This is a genomic window from Cutibacterium sp. LaCa_89 (assembly GCF_058177555.1).
On record NZ_CP190889.1, the window covers coordinates 176,353 to 198,290 of the forward strand.

Here is a 21,938-nt window from a genome sequence, read left to right on the forward strand (position 1 = left end):
GCCCACCCCAGCCGCTCGTTTCCGACGTCAGCGGTACAGCGCCTTTTCCAGCACCGTCTCGAGCTTGTCGACCGATGCTTGTAGGGAGTACTTGTTCGTCATGAGCTCGCGGGCCCGCTCGTGCCAACGCTTCATGGTGGACTCGTCGGCGTCACGCACCCGCTCGATACCAGAGACGAGCTCGGTCGGATCGACGCAGGCGCCCACCTCGTCGTCACTGATGACGTCGCGGATCGGCACCTTGGCATTCGAGACGACGGCCAGCCCGGCTGCCATGTAGTCGTAGAGCTTGTTGGGGCTCATGCCCTTGTCAAAGACCGACTGCGGGGAGACGGTGTGCAAGCCGACGTCACAGGCCGAGAGGATGCGCACCAGCTCGGACTTGGGTACTTGGTCGTGGAACTTGACGTTCGTCAGTCCCAGCTTCTTCACCTCGTCGATGGCCCACTGCTTGCGAGCTCCAGCGCCGACGAGGAGGAAGTTGACGTCCGGGAGGCGACGGGCCGCGTCGACGATGAGGTCCAGCCCGACGTAGTTGGCATGGGTGCCGGAGAACACCGCGGTGAATCCCTCGATGCCGAACTCCTTGCGCAGGTCCTCGCGGGACTCGTTGACCTCGTACTCGGCCAGGTCGGCGCCATTGGGGACGACGGTGACCTTGTCGACGTTGATGCCGAGCTCGCGGAAGTGGTCCTCCCAGCCTTTCGTCACGACGACGATCTGGCGGGCACGGGCGTAGATGGTCTTTTCCAGCCCCTGGAGCACCTTGTGAAGGGCCGATCCCTCTTTGAGGGCGCCTCCAGAGACCAGCGACTCCGGCCACAGGTCGCGCACCTCGACGACGAAGGGCTTGCGACGCAGAGCGGCGACGACCATGCCAGCGGCCAGGGCCAAGATCTGGGGGGAGGAGGCGAAGATGACGTCGGCCGGGCGTACCAGAGTCCGGGCACCGGCACCGGCGGCGAAGGCGATCCAGCCGAGGACACGCTTGGCCCCGTTGCCCTTGTACTCCGGGATCGGGACGAGGGTGTAACGCGGGTCGTCGACGGTCATCCTCTCACCAGAGGTGTGGTTGATGTTGGCGGCGTAGAAGTGGGGCTGCCAGCCGCGCAACCGCGAGAACATGTCGAAGTTGCGGGTGATGCCACCCGACCCCGGTGGGAAGGCGTAGTGGTTGATCACGCTGACCTTGCGTTGGGGCATCGTTCCTCCTGGACGTCTCGTGCGGACAACCTTACCGGGGCGTTCACCCACGTTCCCTGCCATGCTCGTTCCGCCTGTGACTGTTGTCGCCGGCCACGATCATGTCACGACGACATATGGCCTCGTCAGATGGGGTCTGACGGCAAAGTGGGCGACACCCGATGTCCCTGTGGTAATTGCGGTTACGACTCGGGGGATTGCTATGTGAGGTGGCAGCTGGCCTTGTCATCACCCCGATCACCACACGAGTGCGGGTGGCGACGACGAGGGATGGCACAGAACGAGGGGCCGGTGGCCACCGCCACCGGCCCCTCAGCCGTGAATTCGCGAATCAGGATCCGTAGGTCGTCTTGGCCTTCTCAAGGGCCGCGACGTAACCGTTGCGCTCGTACTCGGCGGTCGAGGCGTCGGCCGGGATGGCGAGCATGCCGCGCAGCTTGTCGAGGTCGAGCTCCTTGCGCTGTAGGTAGGACTCCAGCCCCTTCTGCAGTTCGGCCGCATATCCGGCACCGTGGCGCACCAGCGCCGAAGTGGTCATGACGACGTCAGCGCCGGCAAGAAGGTACTTGACGACATCGTCGGCGGTCTCGACACCCGACGATGCAGCCAACGAGGCATTGATACGACCCGACAGGGCGGCGATCCACGTCAGCGGCAGGCGGGCGTCGGCCGGGGAGGACAGCCACACACCGGGCTCGACCTGCATCTTCTCGATGTTGATGTCGGGCTGCAGGAAGCGGTTGAACATCACCAAGGCGTCGGCCCCGGCGGCGTCCAGACGGGTGGTCATGTTTCCCAGGGCCGAGAAGAACGGCGAGAGTTTGACGGCCACCGGGACGGTCACGGCGTCCTTGACTGCCTGGACGATCTCGACGTGACGGTCTTCGACCTCCTCGGCGGACTGCTCGAGGTCACCGGGCACCATGTAGATGTTGCATTCGATGCCCGCGGCGCCGGCATCCTCCATCCGCTTCGCGGTGTCGACCCAACCACCGTTCGTCGCGCCGTTCAGCGAGGCGATGACGGGGATGTCGACGGCATTGGCGCTGGCCTCCAGATGGGTGAGGTAGCGCTCGGTGACACCGCCCTCGTTGCTGGCCACGGTCGGGAAGAAGCTCAGCGACTCGGCGAACGAGTCCATGTACTCCAACTCGATCTCGGCCTGTCGGGCCTCCTCATGCCTCACCTGCTCCTCGAACAGGGAGTACATGACGATGGCTCCGACTCCGGCGTCGGCAAGGGCCTTGACCCCGTCGACCTTCTGCTGGATGGGGCCGGCCGAGGCCACCAGTGGTGACCTCAGGGTGAGCCCCATGTACCTGGTGTGAAGATCACTCATGAAACGTCATTCCTTCGTGGGCTGTCAGGCGCGGTTGGATGAAGCGGCGAACTGGGACATACGGGCATCGACGGCGAAGTCCTCGGCAGTACGGGAAGCCATCTCGGCGTACTCGGCATAACGACGCTCCACCTGGCGCTGACCCAGATCCAGCATACGTTCGGCCTCCTCCGGGTGGGCCTTGGCCAGCATCCGGTAACGCAGCTCCAGCTTGGTGTACTCCCGCCACGTCTTGTCGGGCTTGGAGGAGTCGAGCAGGAACGGGTTGCGTCCCTCATCGGCCAACACCGGGTTGTACCTCATCAGCGGCCAGTGTCCACAGTGGACGGCCTTGTACTGCTGATCGAGGCCGTTGCGCAGGTCGTAGCCGTGGGCGATGCAGTGGCTGTAGGCGATGACGAGACTCGGGCCCGGGTAGGCCTCCGCCTCGCGGAAGGCCCGCAGGGTCTGCTGCGGATCGGCTCCCAGAGCGACGCGAGCCACGTACACCGATCCATAGGCGATGGCCTGCATGGCCATGTCCTTCTTGGCGGTTGGCTTGCCGGCGGACGCGAACTTCGCGACGGCACCCAGCGGGGTCGACTTCGACGCCTGGCCACCGGTGTTGGAGTACACCTCGGTGTCGAGAACCAGAACGTTGACGTCGCGTCCGGAGGCGAGCACGTGGTCAACGCCGCCCGAACCGATGTCGTAGGCCCAACCGTCACCACCAATGATCCACACCGAGCGACGCAGCAGGTGATCGGCGACGCTCATGAGGTCGCGCACCGCCGGGGTCTGTTCCATGTCGGAGAGCTTGTCCTGCAGCTGCTTGACCCGACGCTGCTGACGCTGCAGGTCGTGCTCGGTGAGCTGTGGGGCGTGCAGCAGGTCGTCGACGAACTCAGGGTCGAGCTGGTCGGAGACCTCTTGGAGCCGACGCCTGGCCAGGTTGGTCTGGACGTTGGCGGCCATCCGCATGCCCAGGCCGAACTCGGCGTTGTCCTCGAACAAGGAGTTCGACCATGCCGGGCCACGGCCCTGGGCGTTCTTGCCCCACGGGGTCGTCGGCAGGTTACCGCCGTAGATGGAGGAGCAGCCGGTGGCGTTGGCCACCTCGGCGCGGTCGCCGAAGAGCTGGGTGATGAGCTTGACGTACGGCGTCTCGCCACAACCCGAGCAGGCTCCGGAGAACTCGAAGAGCGGCTCTAGGAACTGGGTGCCTCGCACGGTGGCGAAGTCGACACGGGAGCGGTCGTTGACCGGGATGGTCTCGAAGAACCTCACGTTCTCGCGCTGGACCGTCTTGTCGAGATGCTCCTCGAGGTTGATGGCCTTGCGGTCGGGCTCGCCCACCGGGTGGGCCGGGCAGGCCTCGACGCACAGGCCGCAGCCGGTGCACTGGTCGGGGACGATTTGCAGGGTGTAACGGGACTCCGGTAGACCCGCGGCGTTGAGCTCGGCGGACTGGAAGGACTCCGGGGCTCCCTCGAGTTGGGACTGTGAGCAGTACTTGGCGCGGATGACGCCGTGCGGGCAGACGAAGGCGCAGTTACCGCACTGGATACAGGCCTCGGGCTCCCAGGTCGCGATGACGTCGGACAGCGTCCTCTGCTCGTACTTGGTGGTTCCTGCGGGGTAGGTGCCGTCGTCGGGCAAGGCCGAGACAGGCAGCAGGTCGCCGAATCCCTCGATCATGCGGGCGGTGACGTTCTTGACGAACTCCGGGGAGTCCTCGCGCACGGCCGGGATGAGGCTGTGGTTGGCGGTCATCCGCTCAGGCACCTTGACCTGGTGCAGATGCTCCAGGGAGGCGTCGACGGCAGCGTGGTTCATCTCGACGATCTGCTGAGACTTCTTGCCGTAGGTCTTCTGGATCGAGTCCTTGATCTTGGCGATCGCCTCGTCCTTGGGCAGCACACCCGAGATTGCGAAGAAGCAGGTCTGCAGGATGGTGTTGGTGCGGTTGCGCAGACCGACCTTGCGGGCCACGGACAGGGCGTCGATGGTCCACAGGTCGAGGTGCTTCTCGAGGACCTGACGCTGCATGGTGTCAGGCAGCTTGTCCCACACCTCGTCGGCGTCATAGGGGGAGTTCAGCAGGACGGTGGCGCCCTCGCGAGCCATCGTCAGGACGTCGATGGACTCCAGGATTCCCCAAGCGTGGATACCGATGAATCCGGCCTGGCTGATGAGGTAAGGGGCCTCGACCGGGTCGGGTCCGAAGCGCAGGTGGGAGGTCGTCTTCGATCCGGACTTCTTGGAGTCGTAGACGAAGTAGCCCTGGGCGTAGGTGTTGGGGTCCGAGCCGAGAATCTTGATGGTGTTCTTGTTTGCGCCGACGGTGCCGTCAGAACCCATGCCGTAGAAGACGGCACGGATGGTCTTGGGATCCTCGATGTCGAGGGGCTCCCAGGGCAGGGACAGGCCGGTGACGTCGTCCTCGATGCCGATGGTGAAGCGGGGACGCGGCCGCTCCAGCTCCAGCTCGGCGGCGATGCCGGCGACCATGCCGGGGGTGAACTCCTTCGAAGAGATGCCGTAGCGGCCGCCCGAGACGATCGGCATGTTGTTGCGGGTGCCACGGGAGTGGGCCTCGGACAGGGCGGCCAGCACGTCGAGGAAGAGGGGCTCGCCGTTGGAGCCGGGTTCCTTGGTGCGGTCCAGGACGGCGACGGTGCGGGCCGTCTCCGGGATGGCCCTGACGATCTCGGCGGCCGGGAGGGGACGGAACAGGTGCAGCTCGACGAGGCCGAGCTTGTGCCCCTGGGCGTTGAGACGGTTGATGGTGTGCTCGATGGTGCGGGCACCGGAGCCCATGCAGACCATGACCTCGGTGGCCTCGGGATCGCCGTGGTACTCGACGAGGTGGTACTGGCGACCGACGACCTGGGCGAACTCGTCCATGAGGGACTGGACGATGCCCGGCACGCTCTCGTAGTACTTGTTCGCGGCCTCGCGGGCCTGGAAGTGGGTGTCGGGGTTCTGGGCGGTGCCACGGATGAACGGGTGGGCCGGGGACAGGGCGCGCTCCCGGTGGGCGTGGACAAGGTCGTCAGTGATGAAGTGACGAATGTCGTCGTCCGACAGCATCTCGAGGACGTTGAGCTCGTGGGAGGTGCGGAAGCCCTCGAAGAAGTGCATGAAGGGCACCCGGGAGTGCATCGTCGCGGCTTGGGCGATGAGGGCCAGGTCGTGGCATTCCTGCACCGTCGAGGAGCACAGCATGGCGAATCCGGTCTGACGACAAGCCATGACGTCCTGGTGATCACCGAAGATCGACAGGCCTTGGGCAGCCAGCGACCGGGCGGCCACGTGGAAGACCGTGCTGGTGAGCTCACCAGCGATCTTGTACATGTTCGGGATCATGAGGAGCAGGCCCTGGGAGGCCGTGAAGGTGGTGCTCAGGGCGCCACCCTGCAGAGCGCCGTGCATGGCGCCGGCGGCGCCACCCTCGGACTGCATCTCCATGACGGTGGGGGTGTCGCCCCAGATGTTCTTCCGTCCGGCGGCGGACCACTCGTCGGCGGTCTCGGCCATCGGGGAGGACGGGGTGATGGGGTAGATCGAGCACAGCTCGTTGCAGCGATAGGCGACCGAGGCGGCGGCGGTGTTGCCGTCGGCAATGGTGCGGACGCGGGAGTCGGAGCTAGTTGCCATGGTCAGTCCTCCTTCTCAGTTCTCGGAGTCGACGGTGAACTTCATCGAAGCTGACCGTTGTGGATTGGGTTCAGGACGCACTGCCCATCCGGGGGTGGGGTTGCCGGACCCCTGCACGGTTGCCGGATCGGTGCCTTCGGGGATCATCTCGATGGCATGGACCGGGCACTGGTCAAAGCAGGTGGCGCATCCAGTGCACTTGTCGTAGTCGAACTCGTAGCGGTGCCCCTTGCCGAGCTTGATGATGGCGTCCTCGGGGCAGGAGCCGTAGCAGCCGTCACACTCGAAGCAGTTGCCACAGGACAAGCATCGTCCGGCTTCGAAGTGGGCCTGCTCGTCGTCGAGGCCACCGACGACCTCGTCGAATCCGACGCGCTGGGTCGGGTCGAGCTCGGGCTGGTGACGACGCAGGTGGTCGCCGAAGTACCACAGGTTGAGGTCGTTGAAACCGACCGTGGTGTTCTTGGGGGCCGGATAGCCGGACTCGCGGTTGAGCCACAGATGGATCTGGCGGGCGGCACGCTTGCCGTGGCCGACACCGATCGTCACGGTGCGCTCGGAGGGGACGGTGTCGCCACCGGCGAAGATACCGGGAACGTCGGTCATGAGGGTCGAGGGGTTGACGTCGACGACGTCGTTGCGGAATCGCATGCCGGGCATCTTGTGCAGGAAGCCGGTGTCGGCGTCCTGTCCGACGGCCAGGATGACGGTGTCGGCCTCGAGCTTCTCGTAGCGTCCGGTGCCGCACGGCTTGCCGTTCTCGTCGAGTTCCATGACTTCGACGGTCAGGTCGTCGCCGACGTCGGTGATGGTGCGCAGCCAGTTCATCTGGACGCCCTCGCGCTCCGCCTCCTCACGCTCCTCGGCGTGGGCCGGCATCTGCTCGGCGGTGCGGCGGTAGACGACGATGGACTCCTCGGCACCCAGTCGCTTGGCTACCCGAGCGGCGTCCATGGCGGTGTTGCCGCCACCGTAGACGGCCACGCGACGACCGATGAGGGGCTTCTCGCCAGCGGCGACGTTGTGCAGGAAGCTGACTGCGTCGACCATGCGGGAGGCATCCACGGTCGGGATGTCGACGCGCTTGGACAGGTGGGCACCGATGGCCACGAAGATGGCGTCGAAGCGTCCCTTCGCCTTCTCCTCCATGAGGTCGTTGACGGGGTGGTTGAGGACGATCTTGATGCCGAGATCGGTGAGACGCTCGATCTCGGCATCCAGGACCTCGCGGGGTAGCCGGTATTCCGGGATGCCGTAGCGCATCATGCCGCCGACCTTGTCGCCGGCGTCGTGAATCTCGACGTCGTGGCCGAGCATGGCCAGGTGGTAGGCGGCGGACAGGCCGGCGGGGCCGGCTCCGATGATGAGGACGCGGTGTCCGGAGGCATTGACGGGCTTGATGAACTTCCAGCCCTTCTCGATGGCGAGGTCACCGAGGTAACGCTCGACGGAGTGAATGGACACTGCGCCGTCGAGGTCGGCGCGGTTGCAGGCCACCTCGCAGGGGTGGTAGCAGACACGGCCGTGGATGGCAGGGAAGGGGTTGTCGGCAGTGAGCTGACGCCATGCCTTCTCCTCCTCATGAGCCTTGATGAGACGCAACCATTCCTGGATGTTCTCGCCCGCCGGGCAACCGGCATTACAAGGAGGGAGCATGTCGAGGTAGACGGGTCTGCGGGTGCGGGTCGGGGTGACGCGACCTGTCGTGCGGGCGAGGTCAGGACGTGCGGCGATGTCCTGGTTCTCCCTGATGACGTACCCGTTCTGGTCGTCGGTGACGGTCGTGTCACTCGTCGTGGTCTCGGCGCTCATACCTGGCTCTTCCTGTTGGAAATGCGGCATTTTGGATCGTGAATGTGGGGTTCACAAGCGAACCTGCAATCGATGTTAGACCACGTATGAAAGGTCGTGCACGGCAGGGTATGAGGAATGAGATTTGGTGCAGGGATGTTTTCCTAAACCTTGTGGCAATGACGTAATAACGCACGTTTGGCGTATCGAAAATTGATGGTGTTCACGCTCTGCGGTGCTCGGTGTGGTGTTCCCGACGAGGTTGGCTGGGTGGCGGGTGAGCGGTGCAAGACTGGGGGCATGATCGTTGCCTTCAGTCTTGTACCCAGCGGTGGCCGAGCTTCGCGGGAGGACGGTGGGGTCTCCGATGCCGTGGCTGCTGCCGTCCGCGTCGTCCACGAGTCCGGTTTGCCCAACCACACCTCATCCATGTTCACCGAGATCGAGGGCTCGTGGGACGAGGTCATGAGCGTCGTCAAGGAAGCTACCGAAGCGGTTGCCCAGTACGGCACTAGGGTGTCGCTGGTGCTCAAGGCCGACATCCGCCCCGGACGCACTGGGGAGATGGACGCCAAGCTCGAGCGCCTGCAGGCTCAGCTCGACAAGCAGCAGGGCTGAGGACACTTGCCGGGTGGGACTGGCTCGGCGTCAGTCCCGTCCGAGCAGCAGGGTCTCGTAGGCGTTGCGAATGTGCGCCTCGGTGACCTCGGCCGCCCGAATCGGGTCGCCGTTCTCGATCGCGGTGAGCATCTCCTCGTGGTCGCAGACGAGGCTGTCACGCCAGTTGTCCCACCCGATGAGGGAATGCTCTGCCTCCAGGATGGGCAGGTGCACCGCTTCGCGGATGGCCATCGTCAGGTCGCTCATGAGGCGGTTGTCCCCAGCCTCGGCGAGGGCGACGTGGAAAGCGGTGTCGAGGGTGTTGAAGGAATCCGGCTGCATGGCGTCATGCATCTGACCGAGGAGGTCGGTGGCCCGTGCCAGCGGCTCGGGGGCGCGGACTTTTGCTGCCGCCGCGCAGGCCGCCTTCTCCAGGGCCACGCGGGTCTCGGTGAGGTCGGCGAAGGAGACGACGTCGAGGGCCAGTTGTAGGCGCAGGATGCGGCCCATGGCATCGGAGGGATGGGCGTCGACGTGGGTTCCGTTGCCTCGACCAATGCCCGAGGTCAGAATTCCCAGGGCCTCCAGGGCGCGGATGGCTTCCCGGACTGCTCCCCGGCTGACGCCCAGGGTGGCGGCGAGTTCTCGTTCCGGGGGGAGGCGCGAACCATTGACCCAGGTCCCGGTGAGGATCTCGTCATCGATGTGATGCATGACGACCGAGAATCCGCGGGATCTCGTATCAGTGTCAGCGCCTGATTCTGGGTGCGACTCTGACACCCAGTGTCCGGGATGTGCGCCTGGCTGGCTGGCGTCCGCGTCGCGGGTCTGTGTCATGGCTGAGATCCTCATCGGTGAGTCGCTTCATTGTCACCGAACATGCATGGTATGCCCAACAACTTTGTGAAGCGGGTTGAGTACATGAAAGGACCCTGAAAAGGGTCCGAAATTAGGCAACCCTCATGTGTTGCACAGATGGTTGATCGTCCGTTCGTCAATTGAACGGGAGTTCTTGACGTTTGTAAGTAATGGTCCTACCGTACTATTGGTCGGACCAAATCGGCCCGACCTTGCCGACGGTTCGCCGACCGGAGGCAATGGTTGAACAACGGAGTTCTTCGATGGTTCTTCTCCAGACCTTCACCCCATCGGCCAACCCGCTGGGGTCGCAGTGGCTCTCGGCCCTCCTTGCCGTGCTGCCGGTGCTGGCCATGCTCATCACCCTTGGTGCGCTGCGCTGGAAGGCGCATCTGGCTGGCCTCTTCTCGTGGGGCGTCGCCCTCATCGTGGCAATCACCGCATTCCACATGCCGATCGGTATGGCAATCTCCTCGAGTGCCCAGGGATTCCTCTACGGTCTGTTCCCGATCTCGTGGATTCTGCTGGGCGCCATCTGGATGTACCAGGTGACGGTCATCTCCGGTCGTTTCGACGACCTGCGCCGCACCTTCTTCCTCATCAGTGACGACCCGCGCGTCCTCGGCATCCTCATCGCCTTCTGCTTCGGCGGTCTGCTCGAGGCCCTTGCTGGATTCGGCGCCCCGGTCGCCATCGCGGCTGCCATGTTGATCGCCATTGGCTTTGGCAAACTTCGCGGTGCCGTCACCGCCCTGGTCGCCAACACCGTTCCGGTGGCCTTCGGTGCCGTCGGTCTGCCGGTGCTCATGGCCGCCAAAACCGGCGGCCTGGACGTCTCGATGGTTGCCCCGGTGTCCGCCCGTATCTGCGCGGTTCTCTGCCTCGTCGTCCCCTTCCTCATGCTGGCCATCATGGATGGCCGCAAGGGTGTGCGTGAGTGCTGGCCCTTTGGCCTGTTCGTCGGCATCGTCTTCGGCGTCACCAAGATCATCGTCGGTGGCACCCCAGTCTACAACCTGACCGAGATCTTCGCCGCAGTCGTCACCGTCGCCCTCTCTCTGCTCTTCCTCAAGGCCTGGAAGCCGAAGGGTGGCCGCGAGGCCGCCGAGCGCATCGGCATCCCGATGGACCCGGCCGTCGAGACCGAGCCCGTGGAGGCTCAGGAGGTAGACACCTCCGACCTCACCGGCAACCGCATTTTCATGGCTCTGGTGCCCTACATCCTCGTCATCGTGGTCTTCGGCATCGCCGCCATCCCGGCCGTTAAGGAGGGCCTCAAGACTGCCGACACCAAGATGGCCTGGCCTGGCCTGTCCGGCCTCATGACCACTGGTGGCAAGGCAGCGGCCCACCAGTCCTACACCTGGCAGTGGCTGTCCCAGCCGGGCTTCCTGCTGGCCGTCGTCGCCATCCTCGTCGGCCTTATCTACAAGGTGTCCCTCTCCGACGTCTTCAAGGAGCTGTGGGTCAACACCAAGAAGATGAAGTTCTCGATGCTGACCATCGGCCTGGTCGTCGCCCTCGCCTATGTCATGGGTGACTCCGGCCAGACCCTGGCCCTCGGTATGTTCATTGCTGGCGCTGGAGCGCTCTATCCGTTCCTCGCCCCCATCCTTGGCTGGATCGGCACCTACGTCACCGGATCTGACACCTCCGCCAACATCCTGTTCTCCGGCCTGCAGAGCAGCGTCGGTCAGCAGATCGGCGCCGGCTCTCACCTCGGCGTCGAGGGCATGCGTCACCTGCTGGTCGGTGCCGGTGCCTCCGGTGGTGTCGTCGGCAAGATGATCTCCCCGCAGTCGCTGACCATCGCGGCCACCGCGATCGGCCTGGCTGGCGGCGAGTCGGTCATCCTGCGCAAGGTCTTCAAGTTCTCGATCATCCTGCTCGTCCTGATGTGCATCATCGTCGGCCTCATGTCGACCCCGGTGCTCGGATGGATGGTCCCCTGATTCTGCTGACGGTTGACACCGCCTGGCATCCGTTCATTCTCAATGGAGGTCACCATGACAACCACTACGAGCCCTGGTACCAGGGCTGCCTCGCCCGGCTTGCCGGGGGCGGGCATCACCGTCGGGCTGTTCATCACGTGCATCAATGACGTGATGTTCCCCCAGACTGGCGTGGCCGTCACCACCCTGCTGGAGCGTCTGGGCTGCAAGGTCGAGTTCCCGCGGGAGCAGACCTGCTGCGGCCAGATGACGACCAACACCGGTTACTTCGACGAGGGCATTCCCACCGTCCGTCAGTATGTGCGGGCCTTCGGGGATTACGACTACGTGGTCGCCCCGTCGGGATCCTGTGTCGCTGCCGTCCGCGACCAGCACCCGATGCTCGCCGAGCACGCCGGCGACTCCGGACTGCTCAAGGAGGTTGAGCACACCAGCCAGACCACCTACGACCTGCCGGAGTTCCTCGTCGATATCCTCGGGGTCACCGACGTCGGTGCGTACTTCCCGCACCGAGTGACGTACCACCCGTCCTGCCACGGCAAGCGTCTGCTCAAGCTGGGAGATCGTCCCTACCAGCTGCTCAAGAACGTCCGCGGCATGACCCTGGTCGACCTGCCGATGGCCGAGCAGTGCTGCGGGTTCGGGGGAACCTTCTGCATCAAGAACCCCGACATGAGCGCGGCAATGGCCAGCGACAAGGCTCGCCACGTTCGTGAGACGGAGGCTGAGTACGTCGTCGCCGGCGACAACTCCTGCCTCATGAACATCGGTGGTGTGCTGTCCCGTCAGAACTCGGGCGTGAAGCCGATTCACATCGCCGAAATCCTCGCCAACACTGAGGAGGACTGACCCATGAGCACCGAACTACGTCGCGTCACCTACGGAAATCATGGTGTCGCCCGGCTGACCCCGGCCCCCGACAAGCCCGGTACGTACATGGGTATGCCGAAGTTCTCGAAGGCCGCCAAGAATGAGCTGAATCTGTCGGTGCAGCGCAAGAACATGCGCAATGCCACCACGACGATTCGCAACAAGCGCGCCCTGCGCGTCTCCGAGTCCCCGGACTGGGAGGATCTGCGCAACGCCGCGGAGGCCATCAAGAACCGCGTTGGCCGTCACCTGGATCATTACCTGATCGAGGCTGAGAAGAACCTCACTGCCAACGGCGTCCACGTCCACTGGGCCCGTGACGGCGAGGAGGCCAACCGCATCGTCGCCCAGATCGCCAAGGAGAAGGGGGTCGACGAGGTCGTCAAGATCAAGTCGATCACCACCCAGGAGACCGACCTCAACGAGTACCTTGAGGAGCAGGGCATTGCGACCTGGGAAACTGACCTGGCCGAGCTCATCGTGCAGCTCGGACATGACCGTCCCTCCCACATCGTGGTGCCGGCCATTCACCGTAATCGTGCCGAGGTCCGCGAGATCTTCCTCCATGAGATGAAGAACTACGGTCGTCCGGCACCCGAGGACATCTCGGAAAACCCGCCGGAGCTGGCCAACGCTGCTCGTCTGCACCTACGCGAGAAGTTCCTGCGTGCCGAGATGGCGGTTTCGGGTGGCAACTTCGTCCTTGCCGACACCGGTTCGCTGGTGATCGTCGAGTCCGAGGGCAATGGCCGGATGTGCCTGACCCTGCCCGACACCCTGGTGTCCGTCGTCGGCATCGAGAAGGTGTTGCCGAGTTTCGACGACCTCGAGGTCTTCCTCAAGCTGCTGCCGCGCTCGGCCACCGGTGAGCGGATGAACCCGTACAACTCGGTGTGGAGCGGCGTGACCGAGGGTGACGGTCCGCAGGAGCAGCATGTCATCTTCCTCGACAACGGCCGTACCAACGTCCTGGCCGACACCCTCGGCCGTGAGGTGCTGCGGTGCATCCGTTGCGCCTCCTGCATCAACATCTGCCCGGTGTACGAGCGGGCCGGCGGTCACGCCTACGGCTCGGTCTACCCCGGACCGATCGGTGCGGTGCTCAACCCGCAGCTGCGGGGCGTCGAACACCCGGTTGATCGTGGTCTGCCGTACGCCTGTTCCCTGTGCGGCGCCTGCAACGAGGTCTGCCCGGTGAAGATTCCCTTCACCGACATCCTCCTCGAGCTGCGCAACAAGGTCGTCAAGTCCGAGAAGGCCGACAAGATCCCGCAGGACTACGAGGTTGCCGGCGAGATGGGTCTCATGAAGACCGCGTCGTGGGCGTTCAGTGACTACAAGCACTTCGAGGCTATTCAGGTCGGCTCGCGCGGCGTGGGACGTGTCCTGCGCGGAAAGAAGATGGGACCGGTTCCGGTGCCGGTGGCCGAGCGGTGGCTGAAGTACCGCGACGTCGATGCGCCGCCGACCGACACGTTCCGTACCTGGTGGAAGAAGAACAGGGAGGAAAAGCGATGACCACCATCAGCACTGATCCGGTGGCGCGTACCGAGATCCTTGCCCGGATTCGTCGCGCCAGCTCGGACATCACCAATTCCGACCCGGTCGCTGATGTGCCGGTCGAGTGGAAGTACGGCACCGGCATCGAGATGGACGACGTCGTCGGAACCTTCGTCGAGAAGGTTATCGACTACAAGGCCACCGTCGTGCGGGTTCAGGGGGCTGACGTTCCCAAGGCCGTCGTTGAGGGGCTCAAGGTCACCGGCGCCGAGCACAGCGCCGTCGTGCCGGTTGGGCTGGACGAGTCCTGGGTCGAGGCGATCAAGGGAGCCGGTATCGACGCCCGCGTCGACGAGCCCCAGTTGTCCAAGGAGGAGCTCAACGACACCGACGCCGTCGTCACCGCCTCGGCGGCTGGAATCGCCGACACCGGTTCGATCGTCCTGACTCACGTCGAGGACCAGGGACGTCGGGCCATCACCCTCGTTCCCGATCGCCACGTGTGTGTCATCAAGGCCAGCCAGGTCGTCTCCGACGTCCCGGAGGCCATCCAGATCGTCAAACCAGCGGTTCATGAAGGCCACCCGTTGACCTTCATCTCCGGTGGCTCGGCAACCTCCGACATCGAGTTGGCACGTGTCGATGGCGTGCATGGGCCCCGTCAGCTCTACGTCATCGTCGTGGACGATCAGTGATTCGGACCCTGGCGTGATGAGGCACGCCAGGTAGTTCACACGCGTCCAGGCCAGGCGGTCCCGGTTTGACCGGGGCCGCCTGGTTGTGTGTCGGCGTGTGGTGATGCGGGTTCTGCGTGCCGGTGGTGCCATCTCTCGTGGCACGGGTCCGTGTCAGGAGCGCGAATACCACACGGGGGTGGGAGCAGGGCAGGGCCGTGGGGTGGGGGCGTATTGCGTGCGGGGATGGCGGGAGGCGCTTGCGTCAGCGAGAGTCTGAGCTGCTACTACGTGCGGTGGCAACATGAATGACCGCTGACGCGAGGCCGATCACAGCGAACGGGATGTAGATCCACCAGTGCGTGCCGTGGGTGAGCGCATCGGTGATTTTGACGACGATGAAACCGGCGACAAGCCAGCCGACCAAGGCCAGGAAGGCGTCGCGCCAAGAGTGTTGAAACATGGTGATGAATCTCCTTAGCCTAGAACAGGCAGCCGCTGACAGCGTCGCCAACGCGGACCCAGCCGTGTGCGTCGGAGCGGTACCAAGCCCAGCCAGCTCCCGCAGCACAGAGCACAACGGCCCCCGGTCCGACCTTCTTCGCGAGGAACTTCCCCGCTTTGAGTCCCATTGGGGCCATTACCTTGACGCCTGACCAAGTCTTGCCAACGACCCACCCAGCTTTTGAGCCAAGCCACTTGGCTGCGCTGGCGACCTTCGATCCGCCATGCTTGATTGCGGACCAGATTTCCGACCACGATGGGTCGGCGACGATTGGATAGGTGTAGCCACCGCTTCTGTGGTCGACGACCTGGGTGAGCTTACTACCATGGATCTCGTAATGCGTTGGCACAGGCTGGCCGATTGCGTCGCGAGCCCATGCACGTTCGACGTGGCCAACTTGAACGAGTTCGTCGTTCAAATCCGCATAAAACAGATCAGCGCCGCCATGCCCGTCGCTGCTGATCCGAGTGATGTTGTGGAAGGTGTAGGAGAACGTTTGAGGAGCGCTCTCAGTTAGGAGGATTGAGTGGACTGTTGCTTCACCTTCAGCAGGGGTGGTGATAGCTAGTGTAAAGTTGTCTAATCTGGCATCGTCGCCGAGAGTTGCGACTGTGCTATCGCTGCTCCTCGTGACGTTGCTGGAGGACCCGGGTAGGGAAACTGAGAAAGACTCATTGTTTGAGAAGTGAGTAATAGAATTACCGCTATTAGAGGCATGAACTTCAGTACGTTCGGTGTCCGGAGCTGTTTATGCAGTCGTAGGACTATCACTAAAGAATTCTCGGTATGTTGTTGGTGCGACACTGGCGGAGGTGGCTGCATTGCGGGTGAGTGCTGCACTGTCGTTTGCACTGAGGATGGTCGTGGAATGTGCAGGGGCCGGTGTGGTTGTTGCGAGAAGGCAGACGGTAGTGAGACAGGCGAAGGGGATCTGAAGTGAGGGTCGTATGGACGACATAGTCGAAACTATAACAGTGACGGTATCACAATTAAGTAACGACTATGTAGATTCCAGATTTAGTCTCATTTGTGCTGAAGGTCGCCACTGCAGCTGATTCGTGAGGCTGAGTGACGTTCGTCGTTGGCGGTCCCTGGCGAGTTTGCTGTGTAAGTTAGCCCACGTCCCACACCCGGTCGCATCGTGCCATGACAGCGGGGTCGTGAGTGATGACAAGTTTGGCGGCTTTGGGGGTGGACGCCCACAGGTCATCCATGATGGCGGTGGCCGTCTCGACGTCGAGGTGCTCACTCGGCTCATCGAGGATGAGGACATCATCGGCCGAAGGGTCTTCGGATGTGTCGTGGCTGACGAGCACCCTAGCCAAGGCGAGTCTTTGTGCCTCGCCACCGGACAAGGTTCCGCCGTCTTCGGCCACGACCCTTTCCGGCGGGATAGTCAATCCGGCTCGGCCCAAGGCCGTGACGACCTCCGACTCGGTGGCGTCCCTGCACCCGATGCGCACGTTCTCGCTGATCGAGGTCGCGAAGACATGAGCGTTCTGGGCCAGGTATCGCACCCGTCCGGTCGTCGTCACGGAACCGGCCAGCGGCGGGATGAGTCCCATGATGGTTGCGGCGAGGGTCGTCTTGCCGATACCCGACCGCCCGACGACGGCCACCGACTCCCCGGCAGCAACCGTCAGATTCACATCGGACAGCACGGGGTGGCCACCCGGCCACCCGACCGTCAATCCGTCGATGACGAGGGAGGGCTCCTCCTCAGATGCCCCGGCGGTGGGGGAGTCTCCTGTCCCGACTTGCGGGGCGTCCAACACCTCGACGACCCGCAGTAGTGCTGCCTTGGCCCGGGTGTGGGTCTGGGCAGCCCCGGTGAAGGCACCGAACACCTCGTGGAGGGCCAGTGGGGTCAGCACCAGCACAGCCAGGATTCGCCCACCGATACGCCCGTCGGCAACCGCATTGCCACCGATCCATAGGGCCGAGACGACTGCTAATCCGGCTGCCAGGATCTGACCTGCGGTGCCGAGACCTCGTCCCCACGCCGCTCGTTGCTCGGCAGTGCGCAACCGGGAATCGACCTCCAATACATCGGCCAGGATGGCGTCCTGAGCCCCATAGGCAACGAGGTCAGGAGCGCAATGGGCCAACTCGCGAGTGCGGTCGGCCAACTGACCACGCAGCGGCACCAAGGAGGAGTCGGCAGCCCGGGACAGGTGTTGGGTGATCGCCGGCATGACGACGGCCGCCAGTAGGGCCGACAGCAGTAGAACCGCAGCCGAAGCCAATGAGAACCGGGCCAGCAGGACCGTCGTGCCAATGATGACGAGGCTTGACGCGCACGCCGGAACGATCACCCGCACGACCATGTCCAACACCGCGTCGACGTCGGCAGTAACCCGCACTAGCAGGTCACCCCGGCGACGTCCCAGCAGGGTGGTGCGCGACAGCCGGTCGTAGACCCGCATCCGTAGCGCCCCCTGCATCCGTAGGGCCAGGTCATGGCCGATGAGACGTTCGGCGTAACGGAACACTCCTCGGGAGATACCGAAGAACCGCACCCCGACAGCCGCGGCCTCCAGATACAGCACTGGCGGCATCTCCGCGGCCCGTGACAGCAACCATGCCGAGACACCCATGAGGGCCACCGATGCGCCCGATGCGCAAGCGGCGAGCACGGTGGAGAGCACGAGCAACCAACGGCCGCGCGGGACGTCCTTAAGGAGACTCGTGAGTAGTTGGGTGGTTCGCGTGTTCATGCGTCCACCTCCGCCGAGAGCTCGACGACCGTGTCAGCTGCCTCGATGACGTTGCGACGATGGGTCACGACGAGCACTGACGCTCCCGAGGCGCGCACCGCGTCAAGGACCGTGGCCTCGGTGGTGGCATCAAGACCTGCGGTTGGCTCGTCGAGGACTAGCAAACCGGCCCCGGCCTGTTCGACTCTGACCAGGGCACGTGCCAGGGCGACGCGACGTCGCTCGCCGGCCGACAAACCCTCGGCGTCGTCGTCAACCCGCTTGTCCAGCGGGATGGACACGGCACCACAACGATTCAGGGCATCGCGAAGCACGGCGTCGGGGGCTTCTGGGTATCCCAGCTGTACATTCTGCGCCACCGTCCCGGCCATCATTGCGGGAGCCTGGGGCACATAGGCCAACTGACGACGCCACGCCTGCCAGACGGACTCGTCGGCCCCGACGAGCTCGTGGTCACCGACGAGGATCGACCCGGAATCGGGGTCGATGAATCCCAACAGGCATGACAGGGCGGTCGTCTTGCCACCACCGGAGTGTCCGACCAGGGCGACGAGGTTCCCTGGATCAATCCGCAGGGACAACCCATCCGGCACCGGGCGATCGGCGCCCTCGTAGGTGTGAGTCAACCCACTGACGACCACCGGAACATCCCTCGGTGAGGGCATGTCGACGTCGCTGCCAAAATCCATCGGTCGTCCCGACTCGATGAGACCGAAGGACACCTCGGCAGCGGCCATGCCGTCGGCGGCGTCGTGGAAGAGGGCGCCCACCTGCCGCACTGGGAGAAAGACCTCGGGGGCGAGGATGAGGATGAAGAGGGACGTGCGCAGATCCATGCCACCGGCGGCCACCCGGAAACCGACGGTGACGGCCACCAAGGCCACCGACAGGGTCGCCAGCAACTCGAGGGCGAAGGAGGACAGGAAGCTGATGCGCAGGGTGCGCATCGTCTCGTTGCGGTTGGCCACCTCGGTGCGGCGCAGGCCCTCGAGCTGGGCGCGAGCTCGTCCGAAGACCTGCAGAGTCGGCAGCCCAGCGACCAGATCAGCGAAGTGGTTGGCGAGTCGGGTGGCTACCTTGAACCGTTTCGCTACGGCCGCCTCAGTGCGCCAGCCGATGAGGGCCATGAAAACGGGGATGAGCGGGATCGTCACGACGACGATGACGAGGCTGGTGAGGTCGTTTAGGCCGATAGCGGTGGCTAGCACTACTGGCACGATGACGGCCAGTACAAGCTGGGGAAGGTATTTCGAGTAGTAGCCGTCGAGGGCGTCCAGACCTGTTGTCACCAGGCTGATGAGGGTTCCCGATGGCATCGTTGCGTCAGTGGGACGCGACAACCTGGCTTGCAGGATGTCGCGCCGCAATTGCGACTTGACTGACGCTGAAGCTCGATGAGCCAGGGATTCTTGCAGCCAGGCGAGGCAAGCTCGACCACAGAACACCGCGGCGAGCAGCCCGCACCACATCGCCACGCCGTCGAGATGATGGGTGGCGAAGACCGACGAGACACCACGGGACAGCAACCAGGCCTGTGCGAGGATGAGCACGGCCGTGGCCACGCCCACCACGCACAGACCTGCGAGGAAGGGAAGAGTGGCCCGCGCCCGGCGAACCAGGCGCGGGTCGAGCGGAGCCGCCACGGATCAGGCGGCCACCGCAGTGTCCGGAATGGCCTCACGGGTGAGGCGCTTGCGGAACACCCAGTAGCTCCAGATCTGGTAGGCCAGCACGATCGGCACGAAGATGCAGGCGCTGATCGTCATGATCTTCAGGGTGTACGGTGTCGACGAGGCGATCCACATGTCGAAGGGGATCCCCGACGGGCGATAGCCGAGATTGCCGTACATGGCGATCATGGAGGCAACGATCATGAGGGCGATACCCAGACCGGTGCACAGGAAGGCCAAGCCCTCGCGTCCCTTGGCGACGACGGTCGAACCGGCAGCCAGCAGCACGACGACGAGCAGGCCGAGGATCCAGGTCAGCACCTGGCGTCCGTCGTTGGTGACGTACATGATGTTGAACATCAGGGCCCACACCAGAGCAACGGCGGTCGCGATCCACCCCAGCTTGGCTGAAGTCTTGCGAGCCCGGTCGTGCATGTCACCCAGCGTCTTGAGGGCGACGAAGTTGGCCCCGTGGGCGCAGAAAAGCACCACGAACAGGATGCCGCCGATGAGGGCGAACGGGGTGAACAGGCCCCAGAAGGAGGTTGTCACCAGCGGGGCGACGCCACCGTCAGGAGTCGGGTGCGGACCGACGGCCAGGCCGCGGACGAAGTTCGCGAAGCCGACGCCGAGCACCAAGGTGGGCAGGAAGGATCCGATGGTGGCCATCCAGTCAAAGGTGTTGCGCCACTTCGAGGACGGGTGCTTCGAGCGGTACTCGAAGGAGACACCACGGATGATGAGGCCGAGCAGCACCAGCAGCAGCGGCAGGTAGAGGCCGGAGAACATCGTCGCGTACCAGCCGGGGAAAGCCGCGAAGGTGGCACCACCAGCGGTGAGTAGCCACACCTCGTTGCCGTCCCAGGTCGGGCCGATGGTGTTGACCATGAGGCGACGGTCCTTGTCGTCACGTCCCATGAAGGGAAGCAGCATGGCGACACCGAAGTCGAAGCCTTCGAGGAAGAAGAATCCAACCCACAGGACGGTGATCAGGATGAACCAGACGATCGTCAGGGGCGAATGAGCAGCAGTTTCAAGCACAGGAAGCATGTCGGTGACCTCCTCAGTATGCGAAGGACAGCGGAGTGTCCTCGCCCTCGACAGCAGGTTGACGACGTTCTGGCAGTTCAGGCAGGCCCTTCTTGAGGGTCTTCCAGAACAGACTCACCTCGACGACGGCCAGGAGACCATAGACGACGGTGTAGGCGATGGTCGAGAAGAGCACGCTGCCGGCGGAGACACCGGGGGAGACAGCCGCCGTGGTGGGTAGCACACCCGCGACGATCCAGGGCTGCCGTCCCATCTCGGAGAAGATCCAGCCGAAGGAGTTGCCGAACAGCGGCAACAGCGGCAGGCAGATCATGACGAAGGTCAGCCAGCCGTGCGGCTTCGGGTTGCGGTCACCGCGCATCGCGATGAGCATGATGAGGCCGACGAGGCCGCCGATCATGCCGAGGGTGATCATGATGCGGAAGGTCCAGTAGGAAACCGGGATGTTCGGCTCCAACTTGATGCCGTTGGCGTCGATCTTCTGGTGCAGCGCATCCTGGTAGGAGGACTGCAGAGAGGTCTGCGTCCCGTCCTTGCGGTGGTAGGTGTACTCATGAACCTGGTAGTTCTTGAGCTCGTTGATGCCCTTGATCTCTGAACCCCACTTGCCGTTGCCGAGGAAGCCGAGCATGCCGGGGATCTTGATGGCCCACACCTCTTCGGAGCCGTCCTGGTTGCCGATGGTCAGCACCGAGAAGTCCGAGGTCGTCTCGTAGGCGCCTTCGGCAGCGGCCATCTTCATGGGCTGGGCGTCGGTCATGACCTTGCCCTGGTAGTCACCGCTCAGCACGATGCCGACGCAGGCGACGATGAGGACCCAGGCGCCGAACTTCGAGGCCCAACGCCAGGTGCGCACGGTCTCGGCCTCCTCGGCGTCAGAAATCTGAGAGGTGGCGCGACCCCTGGCGACCTTGGCCAGGTGCCAGAAGGCGATTGCGGCGATGAGGGCACCTGCGACCATGTAGGACGCGGAAATCTGGTGAAGGAAGGTTGCCTTGAAGACCGGGTTGGTGAGAACGGCACCGAAATCGGTCAACTCGGCGCGATGGGTGGCGGGGTTGTATGTGGCACCCACGGGGTTCTGCATCCACGAGTTGGCCGCGAGGATGAACACCGCGGAAACCATGGTGCCAAGGGCGGTCAGGTAGATGCAGGCCAGGTGGACTCCCTTGGGGAGCTTGTCCCACCCGAAGATCCACAGGCCGATGAAGGTCGACTCCATGAAGAAGGCGAGGAGGGCCTCGAGGGCCAGCGGGGCGCCGAAGATGTCGCCGACGAATCGCGAGTACTCCGACCAGTTCATACCGAACTGGAACTCCTGCACGATTCCGGTGACGACGCCGAGGGCGAAGTTGATGAGGAAGAGCTTGCCGTAGAACTTGGTCAGGCGAAGATAACGGTCGTTACGGGTCTTGAGCCACACCGTCTGCATCACTGCCACGAGCATCGACAGCGCGATCGTGATCGGGACGAAGAAGAAGTGGTAGACCGTCGTGATCCCGAATTGCCATCGGGCGATCAGTTGGGCATCCATGGCGCGCACCCTACTATTCGGCGGCCCAGGTTTTGG

At 64.1% G+C, this 21,938-nt stretch carries 16 protein-coding genes; 5 read left to right on the forward strand and 11 right to left on the reverse strand.

Annotated features, from left to right (window positions below):
* Window positions 1-27: 27 nt before the first annotated feature.
* From ACP8LP_RS00730 to ACP8LP_RS00745, 4 genes are all read right to left on the reverse strand, one after another.
* The gene (locus ACP8LP_RS00730; protein WP_016666743.1) at window positions 28-1,203 is read right to left on the reverse strand and encodes a glycosyltransferase family 4 protein; all 1,176 of its coding nucleotides are present in this window, start codon (window positions 1,201-1,203) and stop codon (window positions 28-30) included.
* A gap of 331 nt (window positions 1,204-1,534) precedes the next feature.
* The gene (locus tag ACP8LP_RS00735) at window positions 1,535-2,542 is read right to left on the reverse strand and encodes a dihydroorotate dehydrogenase-like protein (protein ID WP_016666744.1); all 1,008 of its coding nucleotides are present in this window, start codon (window positions 2,540-2,542) and stop codon (window positions 1,535-1,537) included.
* Window positions 2,543-2,566: 24 nt separating this feature from the next.
* Entirely contained in the window at window positions 2,567-6,181 is a 3,615-nt protein-coding gene (nifJ, locus tag ACP8LP_RS00740; protein WP_016666745.1) for a pyruvate:ferredoxin (flavodoxin) oxidoreductase, read from the reverse strand.
* 15 nt (window positions 6,182-6,196) lie between these two features.
* On the reverse strand, window positions 6,197-8,023 hold the full coding sequence (locus ACP8LP_RS00745; protein WP_334353153.1) for an NAD(P)-binding protein: 1,827 nt from the start codon (window positions 8,021-8,023) through the stop codon (window positions 6,197-6,199).
* Window positions 8,024-8,272: 249 nt separating this feature from the next.
* Here ACP8LP_RS00745 and ACP8LP_RS00750 point away from each other — a divergent pair, with 249 nt between their 5' ends.
* A complete protein-coding gene (locus tag ACP8LP_RS00750; protein WP_334353154.1) occupies window positions 8,273-8,590 on the forward strand; it encodes a thiamine-binding protein in 318 nt (105 codons plus the stop codon).
* A 30-nt stretch (window positions 8,591-8,620) separates the two neighbouring features.
* On the opposite strand, the gene ACP8LP_RS00755 is transcribed toward ACP8LP_RS00750, so the two are convergent.
* Entirely contained in the window at window positions 8,621-9,286 is a 666-nt protein-coding gene (locus ACP8LP_RS00755) for a FadR/GntR family transcriptional regulator (protein WP_334353186.1), read from the reverse strand.
* Window positions 9,287-9,693: 407 nt separating this feature from the next.
* Between ACP8LP_RS00755 and ACP8LP_RS00760 the strand changes: the two genes are divergently transcribed.
* From ACP8LP_RS00760 to ACP8LP_RS00775, 4 genes are read left to right on the forward strand one after another with little or no spacing between them, the layout of a single operon-like run.
* Window positions 9,694-11,382, forward strand: a complete 1,689-nt coding sequence (locus ACP8LP_RS00760; protein WP_016666749.1) for an L-lactate permease — start codon at window positions 9,694-9,696, stop codon at window positions 11,380-11,382.
* A 42-nt stretch (window positions 11,383-11,424) separates the two neighbouring features.
* Window positions 11,425-12,231: a (Fe-S)-binding protein gene (locus ACP8LP_RS00765; RefSeq protein WP_065673011.1), complete on the forward strand. Its 807-nt coding sequence runs from the start codon at window positions 11,425-11,427 to the stop codon at window positions 12,229-12,231.
* Between the two features lie 3 nt (window positions 12,232-12,234).
* Window positions 12,235-13,770 (forward strand): LutB/LldF family L-lactate oxidation iron-sulfur protein, encoded by a 1,536-nt coding sequence (locus ACP8LP_RS00770; protein ID WP_015583421.1) that lies wholly within the window; start codon window positions 12,235-12,237, stop codon window positions 13,768-13,770.
* Window positions 13,767-14,447: a LutC/YkgG family protein gene (locus ACP8LP_RS00775; RefSeq protein WP_016666751.1), complete on the forward strand. Its 681-nt coding sequence runs from the start codon at window positions 13,767-13,769 to the stop codon at window positions 14,445-14,447. The genes ACP8LP_RS00770 and ACP8LP_RS00775 overlap by 4 nt, the downstream gene beginning before the upstream one ends.
* A 244-nt stretch (window positions 14,448-14,691) precedes the next feature.
* Here the strand turns inward: ACP8LP_RS00775 and ACP8LP_RS00780 are convergent, their stop codons facing one another.
* The 6 genes from ACP8LP_RS00780 to ACP8LP_RS00805 form a co-directional block, all read right to left on the reverse strand.
* Window positions 14,692-14,889, reverse strand: coding sequence for a hypothetical protein (locus tag ACP8LP_RS00780; RefSeq protein ID WP_016666752.1), 198 nt, complete (start codon window positions 14,887-14,889; stop codon window positions 14,692-14,694).
* Window positions 14,890-14,908: 19 nt separating this feature from the next.
* Window positions 14,909-15,280, reverse strand: a complete 372-nt coding sequence (locus ACP8LP_RS00785; protein WP_016666753.1) for a hypothetical protein — start codon at window positions 15,278-15,280, stop codon at window positions 14,909-14,911.
* Between the two features lie 763 nt (window positions 15,281-16,043).
* A complete protein-coding gene (gene cydC / locus ACP8LP_RS00790; protein WP_434285359.1) occupies window positions 16,044-17,648 on the reverse strand; it encodes a thiol reductant ABC exporter subunit CydC in 1,605 nt (534 codons plus the stop codon).
* Window positions 17,645-19,219, reverse strand: coding sequence for a thiol reductant ABC exporter subunit CydD (gene cydD, locus ACP8LP_RS00795; RefSeq protein ID WP_484483346.1), 1,575 nt, complete (start codon window positions 19,217-19,219; stop codon window positions 17,645-17,647). The genes cydC and cydD overlap by 4 nt, the downstream gene beginning before the upstream one ends.
* A 75-nt stretch (window positions 19,220-19,294) precedes the next feature.
* Window positions 19,295-20,368: a cytochrome d ubiquinol oxidase subunit II gene (gene cydB / locus ACP8LP_RS00800; RefSeq protein WP_063279460.1), complete on the reverse strand. Its 1,074-nt coding sequence runs from the start codon at window positions 20,366-20,368 to the stop codon at window positions 19,295-19,297.
* A gap of 13 nt (window positions 20,369-20,381) precedes the next feature.
* The gene (locus tag ACP8LP_RS00805; RefSeq protein ID WP_484483207.1) at window positions 20,382-21,902 is read right to left on the reverse strand and encodes a cytochrome ubiquinol oxidase subunit I; all 1,521 of its coding nucleotides are present in this window, start codon (window positions 21,900-21,902) and stop codon (window positions 20,382-20,384) included.
* Window positions 21,903-21,938 lie beyond the last annotated feature (36 nt).